The 17393-nt window shown below is 63.4% G+C and carries 15 protein-coding genes; 7 read left to right on the top strand and 8 right to left on the bottom strand.

Annotated elements, in window-relative coordinates; translation table 11 throughout:
- Positions 1–2 precede the first annotated feature (2 nt).
- Positions 3–1295 carry a pitrilysin family protein gene (locus EB230_RS25765; RefSeq protein ID WP_056563914.1) on the bottom strand — a complete coding sequence of 431 codons (1293 nt, stop codon included), beginning with the start codon at positions 1293–1295 and terminating at the stop codon, positions 3–5.
- 14 nt (positions 1296–1309) lie between these two features.
- Positions 1310–2707 carry a threonine synthase gene (thrC, locus tag EB230_RS25760; RefSeq protein WP_056565622.1) on the bottom strand — a complete coding sequence of 466 codons (1398 nt, stop codon included), beginning with the start codon at positions 2705–2707 and terminating at the stop codon, positions 1310–1312.
- A 129-nt stretch (positions 2708–2836) separates the two neighbouring features.
- Between thrC and EB230_RS25755 the strand changes: the two genes are divergently transcribed.
- Entirely contained in the window at positions 2837–3568 is a 732-nt protein-coding gene (locus tag EB230_RS25755) for a hypothetical protein (protein ID WP_056563912.1), read from the top strand.
- 42 nt (positions 3569–3610) lie between these two features.
- Here the strand turns inward: EB230_RS25755 and EB230_RS25750 are convergent, their stop codons facing one another.
- Positions 3611–4300, bottom strand: a complete 690-nt coding sequence (locus EB230_RS25750; RefSeq protein WP_056563909.1) for an HAD family phosphatase — start codon at positions 4298–4300, stop codon at positions 3611–3613.
- A gap of 176 nt (positions 4301–4476) precedes the next feature.
- Here EB230_RS25750 and EB230_RS25745 point away from each other — a divergent pair, with 176 nt between their 5' ends.
- Entirely contained in the window at positions 4477–5610 is a 1134-nt protein-coding gene (locus EB230_RS25745) for a site-specific DNA-methyltransferase (protein WP_056563906.1), read from the top strand.
- 64 nt (positions 5611–5674) lie between these two features.
- On the opposite strand, the gene EB230_RS25740 is transcribed toward EB230_RS25745, so the two are convergent.
- The gene (locus tag EB230_RS25740; protein ID WP_056563903.1) at positions 5675–6286 is read right to left on the bottom strand and encodes an HAD family phosphatase; all 612 of its coding nucleotides are present in this window, start codon (positions 6284–6286) and stop codon (positions 5675–5677) included.
- Positions 6279–7418 carry an A/G-specific adenine glycosylase gene (gene mutY / locus EB230_RS25735; RefSeq protein ID WP_056563900.1) on the bottom strand — a complete coding sequence of 380 codons (1140 nt, stop codon included), beginning with the start codon at positions 7416–7418 and terminating at the stop codon, positions 6279–6281. The genes EB230_RS25740 and mutY overlap by 8 nt, the downstream gene beginning before the upstream one ends.
- Positions 7419–7472: 54 nt before the next feature.
- On the opposite strand from mutY, the gene EB230_RS25730 reads away from it, so the two are divergent.
- The 3 genes from EB230_RS25730 to smc all read left to right on the top strand — a co-directional run bounded on the left by EB230_RS25730 (position 7473) and on the right by smc (position 12396).
- Positions 7473–7982, top strand: coding sequence for a DUF721 domain-containing protein (locus tag EB230_RS25730; protein WP_056563897.1), 510 nt, complete (start codon positions 7473–7475; stop codon positions 7980–7982).
- A 154-nt stretch (positions 7983–8136) separates the two neighbouring features.
- The gene (locus tag EB230_RS25725; RefSeq protein ID WP_056563894.1) at positions 8137–8880 is read left to right on the top strand and encodes a DsbA family protein; all 744 of its coding nucleotides are present in this window, start codon (positions 8137–8139) and stop codon (positions 8878–8880) included.
- 57 nt (positions 8881–8937) lie between these two features.
- Positions 8938–12396, top strand: a complete 3459-nt coding sequence (smc, locus tag EB230_RS25720) for a chromosome segregation protein SMC (RefSeq protein WP_172374181.1) — start codon at positions 8938–8940, stop codon at positions 12394–12396.
- 50 nt (positions 12397–12446) lie between these two features.
- Here the strand turns inward: smc and EB230_RS25715 are convergent, their stop codons facing one another.
- Together EB230_RS25715 and EB230_RS25710 are read right to left on the bottom strand one after the other, a co-directional pair.
- Entirely contained in the window at positions 12447–12899 is a 453-nt protein-coding gene (locus EB230_RS25715) for a hypothetical protein (protein ID WP_244493898.1), read from the bottom strand.
- Between the two features lie 400 nt (positions 12900–13299).
- The gene (locus tag EB230_RS25710; RefSeq protein ID WP_056563886.1) at positions 13300–14937 is read right to left on the bottom strand and encodes an ABC transporter substrate-binding protein; all 1638 of its coding nucleotides are present in this window, start codon (positions 14935–14937) and stop codon (positions 13300–13302) included.
- A gap of 128 nt (positions 14938–15065) precedes the next feature.
- On the opposite strand from EB230_RS25710, the gene EB230_RS25705 reads away from it, so the two are divergent.
- Positions 15066–15965: a LysR family transcriptional regulator gene (locus tag EB230_RS25705; RefSeq protein ID WP_172374180.1), complete on the top strand. Its 900-nt coding sequence runs from the start codon at positions 15066–15068 to the stop codon at positions 15963–15965.
- 86 nt (positions 15966–16051) lie between these two features.
- On the opposite strand, the gene EB230_RS25700 is transcribed toward EB230_RS25705, so the two are convergent.
- Positions 16052–16924 (bottom strand): phytanoyl-CoA dioxygenase family protein, encoded by an 873-nt coding sequence (locus EB230_RS25700; protein WP_056563880.1) that lies wholly within the window; start codon positions 16922–16924, stop codon positions 16052–16054.
- 21 nt (positions 16925–16945) lie between these two features.
- Between EB230_RS25700 and EB230_RS32485 the strand changes: the two genes are divergently transcribed.
- Positions 16946–17260, top strand: a complete 315-nt coding sequence (locus EB230_RS32485; RefSeq protein ID WP_196772368.1) for a hypothetical protein — start codon at positions 16946–16948, stop codon at positions 17258–17260.
- The last annotated feature ends 133 nt before the right edge of the window (positions 17261–17393 follow it).

Raw genomic sequence — 17393 nt, 5'->3', positions numbered from 1 at the left:
ACTTAGACGGCGAGCCTGCGGGCCGTGGTCTGCGTGCCCGGAAGCGAATCGAGAATCGCCTCATATGGCGCCAGCGTACCCACGGGCCCGACAGCGGTAAGCGTCGGCTTGGTCGAGAACATCCGCGACGACAGGTCGGTCAGCCGCTCCACGGTCAGCGCCGAGAGGCGCTCCATCAATTCCTCCTTGGCGATCGGCCTGCCGAACAAGAGCAGTTGCCGCGCGATCTGCGAGGCCCGGCTGGCCGGGCTTTCGGCCGACATGATCAGCCCGGCGCGATACTGGGCGCGCGCCCGGTCGAGTTCTTCCTGCAGGATGCTCTCTCCGGCCTTCTGCAGTTCGTCGATGATGACAGGTACCAGTTCGGCAATGTCGCTCTGGCCGGTCGCGGCGTGGACGCCGAATATGCCGGTGTCGGAAAAGCCCCAGTGGAAAGCATAGACCGAATAGCACAGGCCACGTTTCTCACGGACTTCCTGGAACAGCCGCGACGACATGCCGCCGCCGAGGATCATCGACAGCACCTGCGAGGCGTAGAAGTCGCGCACATGGTAGGCGCGGCCCTCGAAGCCCAGCACGATCTGCGCATCCATCAGGTCGCGGTCCTCGCGGAAATCGCCACCGACATACTGCGCATATTGCGGAATGGTGCTGTCGGCCTTGCTGCGAAAGCCGCCGAGCTGCTTCTCGACCTCGCGCACGAAATTGTCGTGCTTGATGTCGCCTGCGGCCACGATCACCATCCGCTCGGCGCCGTATTGGCGTTCGATGAAGTCGTGCAACTGCTTGGAAGTGAAGGATTTGACGGTTTCCGGCGTGCCCAGAATGGAGCGGCCGATTGTCTGGTGGCGAAAGGCCGTCTCGGTGAAACGGTCGAAGACGATATCATCGGGTGTGTCGTGCGCTGCACCGATCTCCTGCAGGATCACATGCTGCTCGCGTTCGAGTTCCTGCGGGTCGAATTCGGACTCCTGCAGTATGTCCGCAAGGATGTCGACCGCCAGCGGCACGTCGTCGGACAGCACCCTGGCGTAATAGGACGTGGTCTCGACGCTGGTGGCGGCGTTGATCTCGCCGCCGACATCCTCGATTTCCGAGGCGATTTCGAAAGCGCTTCGCCGCTTTGTGCCCTTGAACGCCATATGCTCGAGCAGATGGGCCATGCCATGCTCTTCGTCACGTTCATTGCGGGCGCCGGACTTGACCCAGGCACCCAAGGCAACCGATTCGATACTTGGAAGGGTTTCGGTGGCGACTGTCAGGCCGTTCGACAGACGGCTTACCTCAACACCCATATGGCTCGTACTCCCTAACGCGCCGCCCGCGCGCGGCGGCTGACGTAATCTTCCACCATTTTCAGGTCGGATGGAAGTACCGTGTATTTTTCCTCAAATGTCATCAATCCCCCTAGCCATGCGGGCAGGGCGGGCGAGACGCCGCTGGCGGCTTCGACGGCGGCCGGAAATTTCGCCGGATGGGCGGTGCCCAGTACCACCATGGGCACGGCGCCTGATGTTTTGCCGGCCGCGACATGCACGGCTGCGGCGGTATGCGGATCCAGAAGATAATTGCTGGCCGCGAGCGTCGAGCGGATGGTGGCGGCGACCTCGTCCATGGTGGCGCGGCCGGCGTCGAATTCGGACCGCATCCCATTGATTTCGCGGGTTTCAATGGTGAAGGCGCCGGACTGCTTCAGGCCATCCATGTAGCGCCGCACGGTCGCCGCGTCACGGTTCGAGGCCTCGAACAGCAGGCGTTCGAAATTCGACGACACCTGGATATCCATCGATGGCGAGGTGGTGGCGAAGACGCCCTTGGTGCGGTATTCGCCGGTGGCGAAGGTGCGGGCCAATATGTCGTTGTCGTTGGTGGCGATGACCAGCCGTTCGATCGGCAGGCCCATCTTCTTGGCAGCGTAGCCGGCAAAGATATCGCCGAAATTGCCGGTCGGCACCGTGAACGACACCGGCCTGTCCGGTGCGCCGAGCGACAGGGCCGAGGAGAAATAGTAGACGATCTGGGCCATGATGCGCGCCCAGTTGATCGAGTTGACCCCCGACAACGCCACCCGGTCACGGAAAGCGTGGTCGTTGAACATGTCCTTGAGCAGGCCCTGGCAGTCGTCGAAATTGCCTTCGATCGCCAGCGCATGGACGTTTTCAGCCTTCGACGTCGTCATCTGCCGCTGCTGCACCGGCGAAACGCGGCCATGCGGGAAAAGGATGAAGATGTCGGTCCGGCTGCGCCCGGCAAAGGCGTCGATGGCCGCGCCGCCGGTGTCGCCTGAAGTGGCGCCGACGATGGTGGCATGCTGGTCGCGTTCGGCAAGCACATGGTCCATCAGCCGGGCGAGCAGCTGCATTGCCACGTCCTTGAACGCCAGCGTCGGTCCATGGAAGAGTTCGAGGACAAACGTGTTGGGGCCGGTCTGGACCAGCGGGCAGACCGCTTCGTGGCGGAAGGTGGCATAGGCTTCACGGACCAGGCGTTCGAAGACCGGAGCCGCGATCTCGCCGCCGAGGAACGGCGCCAGCACGCGTATGGCAAGGTCGGGATAGGCAAGGCCTCGCATGGCACGGATGTCGGCTGCCGAGAAGTGCGGCCACTCGCGTGGCACGTAGAGTCCGCCATCACGGGCCAGGCCGGCCAGCACGGCATCGGAAAATCCAAGCGCGGGCGCTTCGCCGCGCGTACTCACATATTGCATGTCCCAGTCCCGTTGCTGCTCGGCTCTTCCGTTCACCACAAGGTGGTTAATTTCTGTGCCGGCTCCAGTCGCATTTTTGCCGCGCCGTTGATATACGTCACCAGCTTTACGAGAGGGAAGTGCAGTTTCATGGCGTTTCGTACATCACGTGGCCGCTTTTTGGCGGGTCTTGCGCTCACCGGCTTTATGCTCGCCGCCGCCGGCTGCCAATCGGGCGACAATGGCATCCTTGACCTCGGCTTCGGCAAGAAGAAGGACCCGGCAGCGCCACCGCCGCCGCAGGATCCCAAGGTCCTGGCCAGCCAGTTGAACGCCTATTGCCCGAGGGTGACGGTGCGCGACGGTACGGCCTTCTTCAACACCTATGCCAACGAGGTCAAGAAGGCCAAGCCCAAAGTCAAGAAAACAGGCGACGCCGCGGCTGATGCCGCTGCTCAGGCTGCTGCCGACGCCGCAGCCGCCACTCCGCCCGACGATTCGGCGAGGATCATTTACCAGGCGTCGATTGCCGACGTGACCCGTGATTGTGGCCGTGCCGACGGACAGATGACCATGAAGATAGCGGTCGCCGGCAAGATCGTGCCGGGACCCAAGTTCTCGCCCGGCACCATCACCATGCCGATCCGCACCGCGGTGATGCACGGCACCGAGGTGCTCTACTCGCAGATCCACCAGTATCAGGTCCAGGTCACCGATCCCTCGGTCGCAACCCAGTTCGTCTTCACCGATTCCAATGTCGTCGTGCCGGCGCCGACGGCGCAGGACTATCAGGCCTATGCCGGCTATGACGAAACCGCGCCGAAGGGGACGACCGACAAGCCGAAGAAGACCCACAGGAAGAAGGCCGCGGCGACGAACTGAGCGGCCATGGACACAGCGTGCGTCCGCCCGGGCGCCCGCGTCTCAGGCGTCAGCCGACCATTCCGATAGTGCCGCGATAACGCTTTTCAACTCGGCCCAGCGGCGGATCACCGTCTCGGCGCCGGCCTCTGTCAGCGCGTCGGCATGGCCGGGATAGCTGTGGCTGGCGCCGGTGAAGCCGATCACGCGCATGCCGGCTGTCCTGGCGCCGGTGACGCCGTGCACGGAATCCTCGATGACGAAGGTGTTCGCCGGGTCCGCGCCTAGTTTTTCCGCCGCGAACAGGAACACGTCCGGGGCGGGCTTGGTCTTTTTGCTCGGGATCTCCAGCGCCGAGAAGATACGGCCGGCGAAAAACGGCAGCAGATGCAACTTCTCCAGCATGAATTCGATCCGCGCCGAACGTGAGTTGGAGCAGATGCAGCGCTGTGTCGTGACCGAGGCCACCGCCTCGCGCACGCCCTCGATGGCGCGGACGTCGCTTCGCAGTTTGCGGTCGACCAGATCCTCGGCGCGATCGATCAGTGACGCCTGGAACGGGATCTTGGACTTCTCCTCGATCCGCATCAGGATGTCCTTGAACGTGAGGCCCGCATAGGTCTCCGCGATCTCCTCGGCCGAGATTTCGTATCCGGCCAGGGTTATCAACTCCGCCTCGACCCGCGCGGCGATGATTTCGGAATCGACGAGCACGCCGTCGCAATCGAAAATGACAAGGTCTGGCTGGGGCATGGTGATCCGGAATAAGGAGGGTGGAGGAATGGCCTCTCGGCTCAAGCGGCGCGGCATACACCAATGGCCCGGTCTTCGCAAACCTGACGGATGATCGCGCCGGCCTTCACCGAATATTTACGCTGATCGGTAACCATAACGGGGAGTAAACAGTAACGCGTGCCTCGGGTGTAAAAATGTCTGCCGTGCGTCTTCTCGACGAGCTTTCCCTTGCCCCCCAGCAATCCGAATGGCTGGACACGATCCTGAAAGGCGACTGCGTCGCGGCCCTCGACCGCTTGCCGGAAAAATCGGTCGACGTCATCTTCGCCGATCCGCCCTACAATCTGCAGCTCGACGGCGATCTGCATCGCCCCGATCAGTCCAAGGTCAACGCGGTCGACGACGACTGGGATCAGTTCGAGAGTTTTGAAGCCTACGACGCTTTCACCCGTGCCTGGTTGCTGGCGGCGCGGCGAGTGCTGAAGCCCAACGGCACGATCTGGGTCATTGGCTCCTACCACAACATCTTCCGGGTCGGCGCCAAGATGCAGGATCTGGGCTTCTGGATCCTCAACGACGTGGTCTGGCGCAAGACCAATCCGATGCCGAATTTCCGCGGTCGCCGCTTCCAGAACGCCCATGAGACGATGATCTGGGCCTCGCGCGACCAGAAAGGCAAGGGCTACACTTTCAACTATGAAGCGTTGAAGGCGTCCAATGACGATGTCCAGATGCGCTCCGACTGGCTGTTCCCGATCTGCACCGGCGGCGAGCGGCTGAAGAACGACAATGGCGACAAGCTGCACCCGACACAGAAGCCTGAAGCGCTGCTGGCCCGCATCATGATGGCCTCGACCAAGCCGGGCGACATCGTGCTCGATCCTTTCTTCGGCTCCGGCACGACAGGCGCCGTGGCCAAGCGCCTCGGCCGCCATTTCGTCGGCATCGAGCGCGAGCAGGCCTATATCGACGCCGCCAATGAGCGCATCGATGCGGTGCGGCCGCTGCAGGATGCCGATTTGACTGTCCTGACCGGCAAGCGCGCCGAGCCGCGCGTTGCCTTCGTCAGCCTGATCGACACCGGGCTGGTGATGCCGGGCGCCACGCTCTATGACGCCAAGAAGCGCTGGGCGGCCAAGGTGCGTGCCGACGGTACGGTGGCGATCGGCGACAGCGCCGGCTCGATCCACAAGATCGGCGCCGAAGTGCAGGGGCTGGATGCCTGCAACGGCTGGACGTTCTGGCACTATGAGCGCAGCGGTGGGCTCACCCCGATCGACGAACTGCGCCGCATTGCCCGCCTCGGCATGGAGCGGGCAGGGGGTTGACCCCTGCCGATTGCCGCTTTCACGTTGATTCAAGATCCGAGCGGATCGCCGCAAGCGATTCAGATCACGCCTTGATCCCGAAGCGTTCAAGATCCGCTTTAAGCGTCCTGGCATCGGTGAACAGCACCGATTGCCAGCCCGCCGCCCGGGCGCCGTCGACATTCTTCTGGCTGTCGTCGATGAACAGCGTAGCCGATGGTTCGAGGCCGAACGCAGCCACGTGATGGTCGTAAATGTCGCGATCCGGCTTGATCTTGCCGATCTCGCCGGAGATGGTCACCCCACGCGGGCGCTCAAGAAAATCGAAGCGTTTGCGGGCTTCGGCCAAAGTGTCGGAGGCGAAGTTGGTCAGCATGGTCACATCATGGCCGCGCTCGATCAGGCTGAGCATGATGGCGACGCTGTCGTCATAGGCATGCGGCACCATTTCGTGCCAATGGCGGCGGAAATTGCGGATGTTTTCCGAATGATCCGGGTGCTCAGCGATCAGCAGCGCCTCGGCCTCTTCCCAGGTTCGTCCGCGATCCTGCTCGATGTTCCAGTCATGCGTGCAGACATTGTCGAAGAACCACTGTCTCTCTTCGGCATCGGGAATGAGGCGACTGAACGGGATGTTTGGATCGTAGTGGATCAGCACACGGCCGATGTCGAAAACGATGTGGCGGATTTCAGTCATGGGGCCTCTTTGCTTTGAGCGGTGACGGCTTTTTCGTCGCACCGGGTATCGCAGCCTCGATTGCCTTTTTCATGACAGTGGGCAGCGCCTCTCCGGCAATCTCATGGGCAGGTGACCAGAAACATCCTGCCGGCGCATCATCTTTTATGTTGGCGCGAAAGACGTCGAGCTCGAGGGCGAAATGGGTGAAGACATGCGTGATTGTCCCGGCGCGCCGCCAGTCGCCGGAAAAGGGCGCCGCCGCCGCTGTGGTGTCCCCATCCACCCGCGCCGTCCAGGCCGTGGTCGGCACCTCCGTCATGCCGCCCAGCAAACCTTTCTCGGGCCGTTTGCGCAGAAGAAGGGCACCGTCCTCTCGCACGGCCACGAAAGCAGCGCCGCGCCGCAGCGGCTTGTCGGCTTTCGGCAGCCGCACCGGGAAGTTTTCGGGATCGCCTGAAACGACGGCGCTGCAATCCTCGCGCAGCGGACACAGCATGCAGCGCGGCCGGCGCGGCGTGCAGATCGTGGCGCCAAGGTCCATCATCGCCTGGGCGAAATCGCCCGGCCTTGTCGGCGGCAGCAGGCGCTCGACATGGGCGCGTATCTCTGCCTTGGCTTCGCTGAGAGGCGTCGTGATCGAAAACAACCTCGAGATAACGCGTTCGACATTGCCGTCGACAACCGCAGCGGGACGGTCGAAAGCGATCGCCGTGATGGCGGCCGAGGTGTAGGCGCCGATGCCAGGCAGGTCTCTCAAGGCAGCCTCGGTGTCGGGAAAGCGGCCGCCACGCGCCGCCACCAGATCAGCGCAAGCCTTGAGGTTGCGCGCGCGGGAATAGTAGCCGAGCCCCGCCCAGGCCTTCATGACGTCCTCGGTTGGTGCCGAGGCCAGTGCCTCGACATCCGGCCATTTCTCGACAAAAGCACGGAAGTAGGATTTCACCGCCTCGACGGTGGTCTGCTGCAGCATGACTTCGGACAGCCAGATGCGGTAGGGATCCGGCCGCACGCCGCGTGCATGCTCACGCGGCGTCACGCGCCACGGCAGTTCGCGGTGGTGTACGTCGTACCAGGCAAGCAGCCGCGAGGCGGCATCGCCTGTCATTGCCTCGTGGGTCTGGGCCTTGCGGGTCTGGTCTGCTGGTGCCATTGATCTTGTGTTGGCCTTGCGGATATCGGGTGAGGTCGTGGCTGGAGAACGCACATGGCAGGGAAAAGGCGCTTCGGCAATCCTGTTCCGGTGAGCGATCTCGCCACCGAGATCCTCGATCCGGTGCTGCGCAAAAGGGCAGGCATCTCGATCGGCCTCGTCCAGTCCTGGGAAGAGATTGCCGGACCGCGCCTTGCCAGCCGCTCGCGGCCCGAGAAGATCCAGTGGCCGCGTCGCCTGCACGAGGACGATCCGTTCGAGCCGGCGGTACTGGTTATCGCCTGCGAGGGGATGGCGGCGCTTCATCTGCAACATGAGACCGGCGAGATCATCAACCGGGTCAACGCCTTCCTCGGCTTTACGGCAATAGGCCGCATCAGGATCGTGCAAAAACCGGTGACGTCGGACAAAGGACGGCCTAAACCCAGCTTCAGGCCCTTGACGGCGGCGGAGAAGACGAAATTGTCCAGCACGGTCGAACTGATCGAGGATGAAGGGTTGCGCGCCTCGCTGGAAAGGCTTGGCGCCACCATCCTGGGTGAAAGGAAGTCAAAAACCCCTTGAAGACAGTCATGAATTTGTCGTCAACATCTCGCATTCGTGATCGCCTTTATCGGGTTCCGCGATTGGATTGGAGATGGAGATGCCTTAATTCGCGCCAACTCTCGCCTTTTCGTGCCTTTGCATTGCAAAATCCAACCCTTGTCAGGTGATTCGTATGAACCGTCCTCCGTTCGGCAAAAGTCTGTCTCGCAGAAACGTCCTGTCTTCGCTGGCCGCAATCCCGGCGGTTGCCCTGCTTGCCGCCTGCAGCGACTCCGGCGAAGAGGCCAAGGCTGCGGATGTGAAGCCTGCTGATCCGGCCGCACCGGCAAAGCCGGCAACACCGGCGGCTGTCCAGGTGCCGGAAGCGCAGGGCACCGTCGACATGGCCGAATTGCTGAAGCCGGGCGCGCTGCCCGACAAGCAGCTCGGCAAGGATGACGCCAAGGTCACCATCGTCGAATACGCATCGATGACCTGCCCGCACTGCGCGCATTTCGCCGAGACCACCTTCCCGGATCTGAAGACCAAGTACATCGACACCGGCAAGGCGCGCTATATCCTGCGCGAATTCCCGTTCGATCCGAGCGCGGAAGCCGGTTTCATGCTGGCGCGCTGCGCCAAGGATAACTATTTCCCGATGGTGGACGTGCTGTTCCGGCAGCAGGCGAACTGGGTTGGCGTGTCGAACACCAAGGATGCGCTGCTGCAAATCTCGAAGCTCGCCGGTTTTACACAGGAGTCCTTCGAGGCCTGCTTGACGGACCAGAAACTTCTGGACGATGTGAGATCTGTCCAGAAGCGCGGCGCCAATGAATTCAAGGTCGACTCGACACCGACCTTCTTCATCAACGGTAAGACCTACAAAGGGGCGATGTCGATTGAGGAAATGTCGGCCATCATCGACCCTCTGCTCTGACATCAGGTCAGCGCTGAAGCGGCAGCGTTTCGGCGCTCGCCTCAATGGGGCGCGTGAATGAAGTTCTCGCGCCTTCGCCTCCTTGGTTTCAAGTCGTTCGTCGAGCCCGGCGAGTTCGTCATCGAACGCGGCCTGACGGGTATTGTCGGGCCGAACGGCTGCGGCAAGTCGAACCTTGTCGAGGCGCTGCGCTGGGTGATGGGCGAAAGCTCCTACAAGAACATGCGCGCGTCCGGCATGGACGATGTGATCTTTTCCGGCTCGGGTACGCGGCCCGCGCGCAATACCGCCGAAGTCACGCTTTTTCTCGACAATGCCGACCGCTCGGCGCCCGCCGCGTTCAACGATGCCGACGAATTGCAGGTGTCGCGCCGCATCGAGCGCGAGGCCGGCTCGCTCTATCGCATCAATGGCAAGGAAGCGCGCGCCAAGGACGTGCAGCTTCTGTTCGCCGACCAGTCGACCGGCGCGCGCTCGCCATCGATGGTCGGGCAGGGCCGTATCGGCGAGTTGATCCAGGCCAAGCCGCAGGCGCGCCGTGCGCTGCTGGAAGAGGCGGCCGGCATTTCCGGCCTGCACACCCGTCGCCACGAAGCGGAACTGCGGCTGAAGGCGGCTGAACAGAACCTCGAACGCCTGGACGATGTCGTCGGCGAGCTGGAAAGCCAGATCGAGAGCCTCAAGCGGCAGGCGCGCCAGGCGTCACGCTTCAAGAACCTGTCGGCCGATATCCGCAAGGCCGAAGCGACATTGCTGCATCTGCGCTGGACGCTGGCCAAGACACAGGAAGGCGAAGCGCGTTCGGCGCTGGCTGCCGCGACCGCCCTGGTTGGCGACCGCGCCGCCGCGCAGATGGCCGCCGCCAGGGAACAAGGGATCGGCGCTCATCGCTTGCCTGACCTGCGGGACGCGGAAGCCGCCGCCGCCGCCGCCTTCCAGCGCCTGTCGATCGCCAAGTCGCAGATCGAGGAGGAGGCCGGCCGCATCCGCAATCGCCAGGCCGAAATCGAGCGTCGGTTGCAGCAACTTGACGGCGATATCGCCCGCGAGGAGCGGATGGTGCGCGACAATGCCGATGTTCTTGAACGCCTGCGCACCGAAGAGGCTGTACTGAATTCCGAGAACGCCGGCGCCGCGGAACGGGAAGCCACCACCCGCGCTGCATTCGAGCAGGCGGCGTCGACGCTTGCGCAGAGCGAAGCCAAGCTCGCAGCTCTGACAGCCGAACGGGCCGAGGCCGCCGCCTCGCGCCATCAGATCGAACGGATGCTGCGCGAAACCGCCGAGCGCCGCGACCGCTTCGCCCGCCAACTCGCCGAGGTTGACCGCGAATTGTCGGACATCCTCTCCAAGGTGGCTGGCCTGCCGGATCCGGCCGAGAAGCGGGTGCTGGTCGAACAGGCCGTGGCGTTGCTCGAAGAATCCGAGGCAGCGGTGGCGCAGGCTGAGCAGTCGGTCATCGATGCCCGTGCCGCCGAAAGCGCTGCCCGGCCGCCGCTTCAGGACGCCAGGGCAGAGCTGGCGGGCATCGAGACCGAAGCGCGTACCCTGGCCAAGATACTCAATGCCGCCAGCGGCGATCTCTTTCCTTCGGTGCTGGAGCAGATCAGCGTCGAGCGCGGCTTTGAGACGGCGCTGGGTGCGGCCCTTGGCGAAGACCTCGACGTACCGCTCGACCGCAGCGCGCCGGTGCATTGGGGCGAAAGCCAGATCCAGCCCGGCGACGCGGCCTTGCCGGACGGCATCAAGAGCCTGGCCAGCGTGGTTCGTGCCCCCGCGCAATTGGCTCGCCGACTGGCGCAGATCGGCATCGTCGAGGCCGCTGACGGCCGCCGGCTGCAGGCGCTGCTTGCGCCGGGCCAGAGGCTGGTCAGCCGCGAAGGCGCGCTCTGGCGCTGGGACGGTCTCACGGCCAGCGCCGATGCGCCGACAGCCGCTGCACAACGGCTGGCGCAGAAAAACCGGCTTGCCGAACTCGATGCCGAAGCGGTGCAGGCGACGCTTGTCCTGCGCCAGGCCGAGGAGGCTCTGGCACAGGCCGAACAGGCGCTTCGCCAGGCAAGCGACGCTGAACGCAACACGCGCCAGGCCGGACGCGACGCCCAGCACCGCCTGGACGCTGCCCGCAATGCGCTGGCCGACGCCGAAAAGGCGGGCGGCGAGCTGTCGAGCCGGCGCGCGGCACTCGATGAGGCCCGCGCGCGCATCGTCGACAGCCATGAGGAAACCTCGGCGGCCTTCGTCGAGGCCGAAATGCTGCTGCAGGACGCGCCTGATCTCGGCGACCTGCAATTGCAGCTCGAACAGTCCTCGGCCAATGTCTCGCGCGACCGCGCCACGCTTGCCGATGCGCGTGCCGTCCACGAGGGATTGCGGCGTGAGGCCGAGGCACGCGCACGCCGGCTCGATGCAATCGGCGCCGAACGCAGCAACTGGCTGGTGCGTGCCGAAAACGCCTCGACCCAGATTGCATCGCTCGGCGACCGCAAGGCCGAGGCCGAGGCCGAGCGCGAACGCCTGGCTGATGCTCCCGACGAGATCGACGCCAAGCGGCGCGCGCTGCTGTCGCAGCTCGCCGAGGCCGAGACCTTGCGCAAGGCGGCCGCCGATCGCCTGCAGGAAGCGGAGAACAGGCAGGCCGAACTGGACAAGCTGGCCACATCGGCCATCCAGTCGCTGGCCGAGGCGCGCGAGACCCGTGCCCGTACCGAGGAAAGGCTGACGGCGGCCGACGAGCGCCGGCTTGAGGTCGAGGCGCGCATCCAGGAGACGCTGAACACGCCACCGCATCTGGTCATTCGCCATACCGGCCTCGAAGTCGACGCTCCGATGCCCGAGATGGCCGAGATCGAACGTCAGCTCGACCGCTTGAAGATCGAGCGCGAACGGCTCGGCGCCGTCAATCTGCGCGCCGAGGAAGAGCAGAAGGAGCTCTCCGACCGGCTGGAGGCGATCGTTTCCGAGCGCGAGGACATCATCGAAGCGATCCGCAAGCTCAGGCAAGCGATCCAGAGCCTCAATCGCGAAGGCCGCGAGCGGCTTCTCGCCGCCTTCGACGTGGTCAACAGCCATTTCCAGCGCCTGTTCTCGCACCTGTTCGGTGGCGGCACGGCGGAATTGCAGCTGATCGAATCCGAGGATCCGCTCGAGGCAGGTCTCGAAATTCTTGCCCGCCCGCCGGGCAAGAAGCCACAGACCATGACGCTGCTGTCGGGCGGCGAGCAGGCGCTGACGGCGATGTCGCTGATCTTCGCCGTCTTTCTGACCAATCCGGCGCCGATCTGCGTCCTCGACGAAGTCGACGCGCCGCTCGACGATCACAATGTCGAACGCTTCTGCAATCTCATGGACGAGATGGCCAAGACCACCGAGACGCGCTTCGTCATCATCACGCACAATCCGATCACGATGGCCCGCATGGACCGGCTGTTCGGTGTCACCATGGCCGAGCAGGGCGTGAGCCAACTCGTATCGGTCGATCTGCAGGCGGCTGAAGCGATGCGCGAGGCGAGCTGATACATCCGGGCTGATGGCGCTCCGCCGTCAGGACAATGTGCGATTGGCGCTCAGCCTCGATGGCGCGTGAGCCAGGTTGCACAACCCGCCACCACCAGCCCGCAGGCGATGCCGATGCAATCGGCAACCCAGTCGAACACATCGAAATCGCGGTCTATCTCCGACGTCCCCTGAAGGACTTCGATCGCAGCTCCGACCGTGGCCAGGAAAATCACCAGCCAGAGCTTGCGCCTGGGCCAACCCAGACTGCCAAGGGCAGCCAGGACGGCGAATGCGCCGGCATGGTTGAGCTTGTCATCGCTGAAACCGATATCGATGCCGAATTCCTCAAGCCAGGACACCGGCAGCAGCGCGAGGACAAGAACCGCGACGAACGTAACGACAAATGCAGTCCGTAAGACGACTGAACAGGATGTCATTGTGCCCCAACAGCGATTTCGACCGCCCTTGAGGTCGAAGCCTGCCGACTGAGCCCGATGCACCAGGCAGGCGCGGAGCGCCACGATTGCATCGGATCGTTGGAAAAGCAACGACGTTTCGCTGGCATGGAAGGGTCAATTTTCCCGTTTTTTGGGAAGGTCAGTGCCCGCCAAAGCGGGTTCCGTTTCATTTCGGCAAAGATAAGCTCTCTTCGTGAACTGGAGCTTCTTGACGATGGCAGACGCGGAAACCGGGATTTCTCGCACGGGTGATGGTCCGGCGGATCTGGCGGCACGGCCGCGGATTCTCGGGGATCTGTCGAGGCAAGATACGTGTGGACGCATCTGCGCGACGTGTCCGATGCGAAGCCAGAACTGCTCCTCATCGGCCCTCGATAGTGTCGCCGTGAGGCGAAATGCCCGGTGAGCGAAAAAGAAATGGCAGGGCGGCGCCGCGGCAGGCGCCGCCGTGTTGTCCTTGTAATCAGGCGGCGAGCCAAGCCTTGGTGAAATCCTGCTCATAGGCCTGATGCATCTGATAGCCCATCAAGGCAGGTTTCATATGGCAGAACAGCTTTCGCCAGTAAGGCTGAACGATAATGCCGGATTCCTGCAGCATCAGCTGCAATTCCTTCATCACCGCGCGACGCTGATCCGGATCGGCGATGGCATTGGCCTTGTGAACCTTGGCATCGAACGCCGAATCGGCAAACCCTGTCTCGTTCCATGCCGAGCCGCTCTGATAGGCAAGCGCATAAGTCTGGATGCCGAGCGGGCGGGCATTCCAGTTGGTCGTCGCGAAGGGATATTTGGTCCAATCGTTCCAGAATGCCGATTCCGGGATGACTGTGCGCTTCACCTTGAAGCCGGCGTCGCGCATCTGCTGGGCGACGACGTCGGAGCTTTCCTTGCGGTAGTCGGCTTCGACCGAGATCAGATCGAACTCGAAATCGAGCTGACCGGCTTCCTCCAGCAGCGCCTTGGCCCGGACCGGGTCGCGCTTGATCGGCGGCAGTTCGGCATGCTCGGGGTGCATCGGCCCGACGTGATCGTTCTGCGCCACCATGCCCATGCCGTTGGCGCCCAGCTGCAGCACCGCCTCATTGTCGACCGCAAGCTGAATGGCATTGCGCACACGCTTGTCGTCGTAGGGTTTGGCATTGACGTTGCAGCGCGAGACGATGGTGGCGGCGGTGACGATCTCGCTCTTCTTCAAGCCCAGTCCGTCGAGCATCGCGACGTCATAGGACTGCGTCTGGCCGTTCAAATCGATCTCGCCCGATTCGAAAGCGGAGACGGTGGCGGCCGAGTCGGTGCCGTAGTCGATCCAATCGATGCCATCCAGGAACACCTCGCCGCCCCACCACGAGCCTTCCGGCCGCTTGCGCACCGATGCGGCGACCCCGACATCGAGCTTCTTGAGTTCGAACGGCCCCGTGGAAATGGGATTTGCCGACAGGGGCGCCTCTTTCGGATTGAAGCTGCGATGGACGATCAATGCCGGGTAATCCGTCATCGCCGGGATGATGGTGATGTCGGGTTGCGACAGTTTCAGCGCCACGGTGTGGTCGTCGCGGATCGTGATCGCGCCGGCCCGTGCCACCTTGGTATCGGGATCGATCAGCGAACTCATGCGCCCGGCCATGGAATTGCCGGCGGCACCCTTCTCGCACCAGCGCGTGATGTTGAAGGCAACGTCGGTGGCGGTGAAATCGTCGCCGTTCGACCATTTCACGCCTGGGCGGACCTTGAGCACATACTCCGTGGCGTCCGCATTGATTTCCCAGCTCTGCAGCAGGACCGGCTCGAAGGTGAAATCCGGCTTCCAGCGCACCAGCGGTTCGAGAAATTGCATGGCGATGTTGCCCATCTGCGAAACCTTGAAACTGCGCGGGTCCTCGAGTTCCATCACCTGCATGGCGACGCGTACGACACCGCCCTTCCTGGGCTGGGCCGCTTCTTCAGCCAGAGCCGGAACCGGCTGGCCAATGAGGCCGTAGGCCACCGCCGTGCTTGCGCCAAAGGCGCTGGCCAGCGCCAGGAATTCGCGGCGGCTGAGCGCGCCATTTTTTGCCCCCCGTGCAAAGGCGTCGATCGCTGGATGAAGAGGCTTGGATGTCATATCGTTTCTCCCATTGTTGATTTTACGTCCAAATTCGGTGGAATGCCCTTACCGCACGATCGCCGGGCGCTGTCTTCTGTCGGAAGACGCGAAGGGTGGAACAGACGCGGCGGCGAGGGGAAGCCAGGATGAATCTTCTGACGGCCATGCGGGTGTTCGACCGGGTCTGCCTGCTGGGCAGCCTCTCGGCGGCGGCGCGCGATCTCAATATGTCGACCACGGCGGTCAGCCGCATGATCAAGGATCTGGAAGAGGACCTTGGCGTGCGTCTCATCAACCGCACCACAAGGCGCCTCAGCCTCACCGAGGCCGGACGTGACTATGCTCCGCGGGCCCGCAGCCTGCTGGACGACATCTCGGAATTGCAGGATTCGACGCGCGGCCTGCACAAGGAGACGCGTGGGCTGATCCGGGTTTCCTGCTCCAATGTCCTTGGCCACACGCGCATCACCAAGCTGGTGCCGAAATTCCTCGAGGAAAACCCTCTCACCAGCATCGAGTTCGACCTGACCGCGCGCTACGTCGTCGGCATTGTCGAGGAGGGCTACGATGTCGCCATCCGTTTCGGCGGGCAGGCCGATTCCGCCCTGATCGCGAGGCGCCTTGGCGAGGTTCGCAACTATGTCTGCGCCACGCCGGACTACTGGAACAGAAATGGCCGGCCGACCCATCCGGACCAACTGGCAAGCCATTCCTGCGTGTTGAGCAACTTCGCCAAGCGGCTGGGCACATGGCCGTTCATAGGCCCCGACGGGCCGTTCGACGCCGCCATCGGCGGGCGCATCTCGACCAACAGCGTGGAGGCCGCCTATCAGATGACCGTCGCCGGCTTCGGCATCGGCAACCTGCCGAGCCTCCTGGTCGATGCCGCGATCCGGGACGGCCGTCTGGAGGTGCAGCTTGACGAGTTTCGCCCGGGCTCCAGCCCGATCTATGCGCTCTATCCGCACCGCACCTATATCGCCGCCAAGGTGCGCGCCTTCGTCGATTTCCTGATGCGCGAACTGTCGGCGGATTTCACCGCCTGAGACGTTGCGAGGTCGCTGGTGAACGCAGTCAGGGGCCCGGCGCGAACGCCAGGCCCCCTCTGCCCCCGTCGCCCGACGCGGCAATGTCATTTCCACCAGGCGGTGGTGTCGTACATCGGTCCCGGCTCCTCGAAGAGTTTTTCGTATTTGCACAGCGTCGGCGTCTTGCCGAGCGGCACGGAGACGCCATCCCGGAACGCCCATTCGCCGCGCTGCGTCGAATCCGCCCGCACATAGCTCGACAGGGCGAAGGCGCGGTCGTGCTGCGATTTGTTCGGCGAGGAGCCATGCACGGTAAGCAGCCCCCACATGGCAAGGTCGCCCGGCTCCAGCACCAGCGGAACGATGGTCGCCGGATCGATGCCGACCTTGCGCAACTCCTCCTCGGCGGTCAGGCCCTTCATCAGCTCGCCGGTCCCCTCGTCCGAGAGGCCGAGATAGCCGAGCTTGTGGCTGCCGGGTACGACCTGGAGGCAGCCATTGTCGAGCGTCGCGCGGTCGACGGCGAGGCCGGTGGTGACGGTCGCATCGGCGACATTGTCGAAGGCGGCCTGGTTGCGGAAGCGCAGGTCCTGATGGAAGCGGTAGCCCGTGACATTGGCGCCTGGCGGCTTCCAGTGCAGTTGCTGGGCGATTTGCCTGATGTCGCGGCCAATCAGGCCCTCGAGCAGTTTCAGATAGTCCGGGCTGCGCCGGAATTGCTCGAAATAGGAATTGATCCAGGAGAACCAGTAGGCCTGCAGCACGTAACGCTGGCCGAAATCCGACTCGGGCAGAATCTGGAAGCTGAGATTGCCATGCCTGTAGGTGGCGTGATGCTTGAGCCCTTCGGCGTAGACATCATCCGTTTCCTTCTTCAGCCGGATCATCTCGTCGCCGTCGACGAACTGTCGAACGATCGCATATCCTTCCTCGCGGTACTGCTCCACCGCCTCGCGTGCCTGCTTGTCCGTCAACATGTCTTTGACAACCCCTGTCTGGTGATCCGTGGCGATCGTAACAAAGGGATTGCGGACGATAAGTCGTGGATTCTGGCATCGACTTTCCCGAATATCGGAAAAATGCCGTCGGCTAAGGCGGGCGTGAATCCCGCGGCGTCTGGCTCGGATGCCGCCGCATCCAGCACGCCATATGCGGCTGATGCGGGAACCCGCGGTATTGCTGGCGCTGGTCGTGTCCACGATCTTTTGCCGAAGCGCTGCCGATGGCGGTTGCTGTCCGGCTATCTGCCTGTCGATTTGTTCGGCCGAAGTGGTGCAGCCGGCGAGCTTGAGCGCTGCCGCAACGATAGCTAGTCTTGTAAAGGATTGCCCCCAATGATGTTCCCCAGCGGGAAGGAATCATAGGGTGGATTCACCGTCAAGGCGTCCAGCTAGACACGCGGCGTCAATCTAGCCATGTATCTACAGCCTAAATGACCTGTGTGGA

The sequence above is a fragment of the Mesorhizobium sp. NZP2234 genome (assembly GCF_013170765.1).
Taxonomy (GTDB): domain Bacteria; phylum Pseudomonadota; class Alphaproteobacteria; order Rhizobiales; family Rhizobiaceae; genus Mesorhizobium; species Mesorhizobium loti_D.
This window is presented reverse-complemented; position numbering and strand designations above follow the sequence as displayed.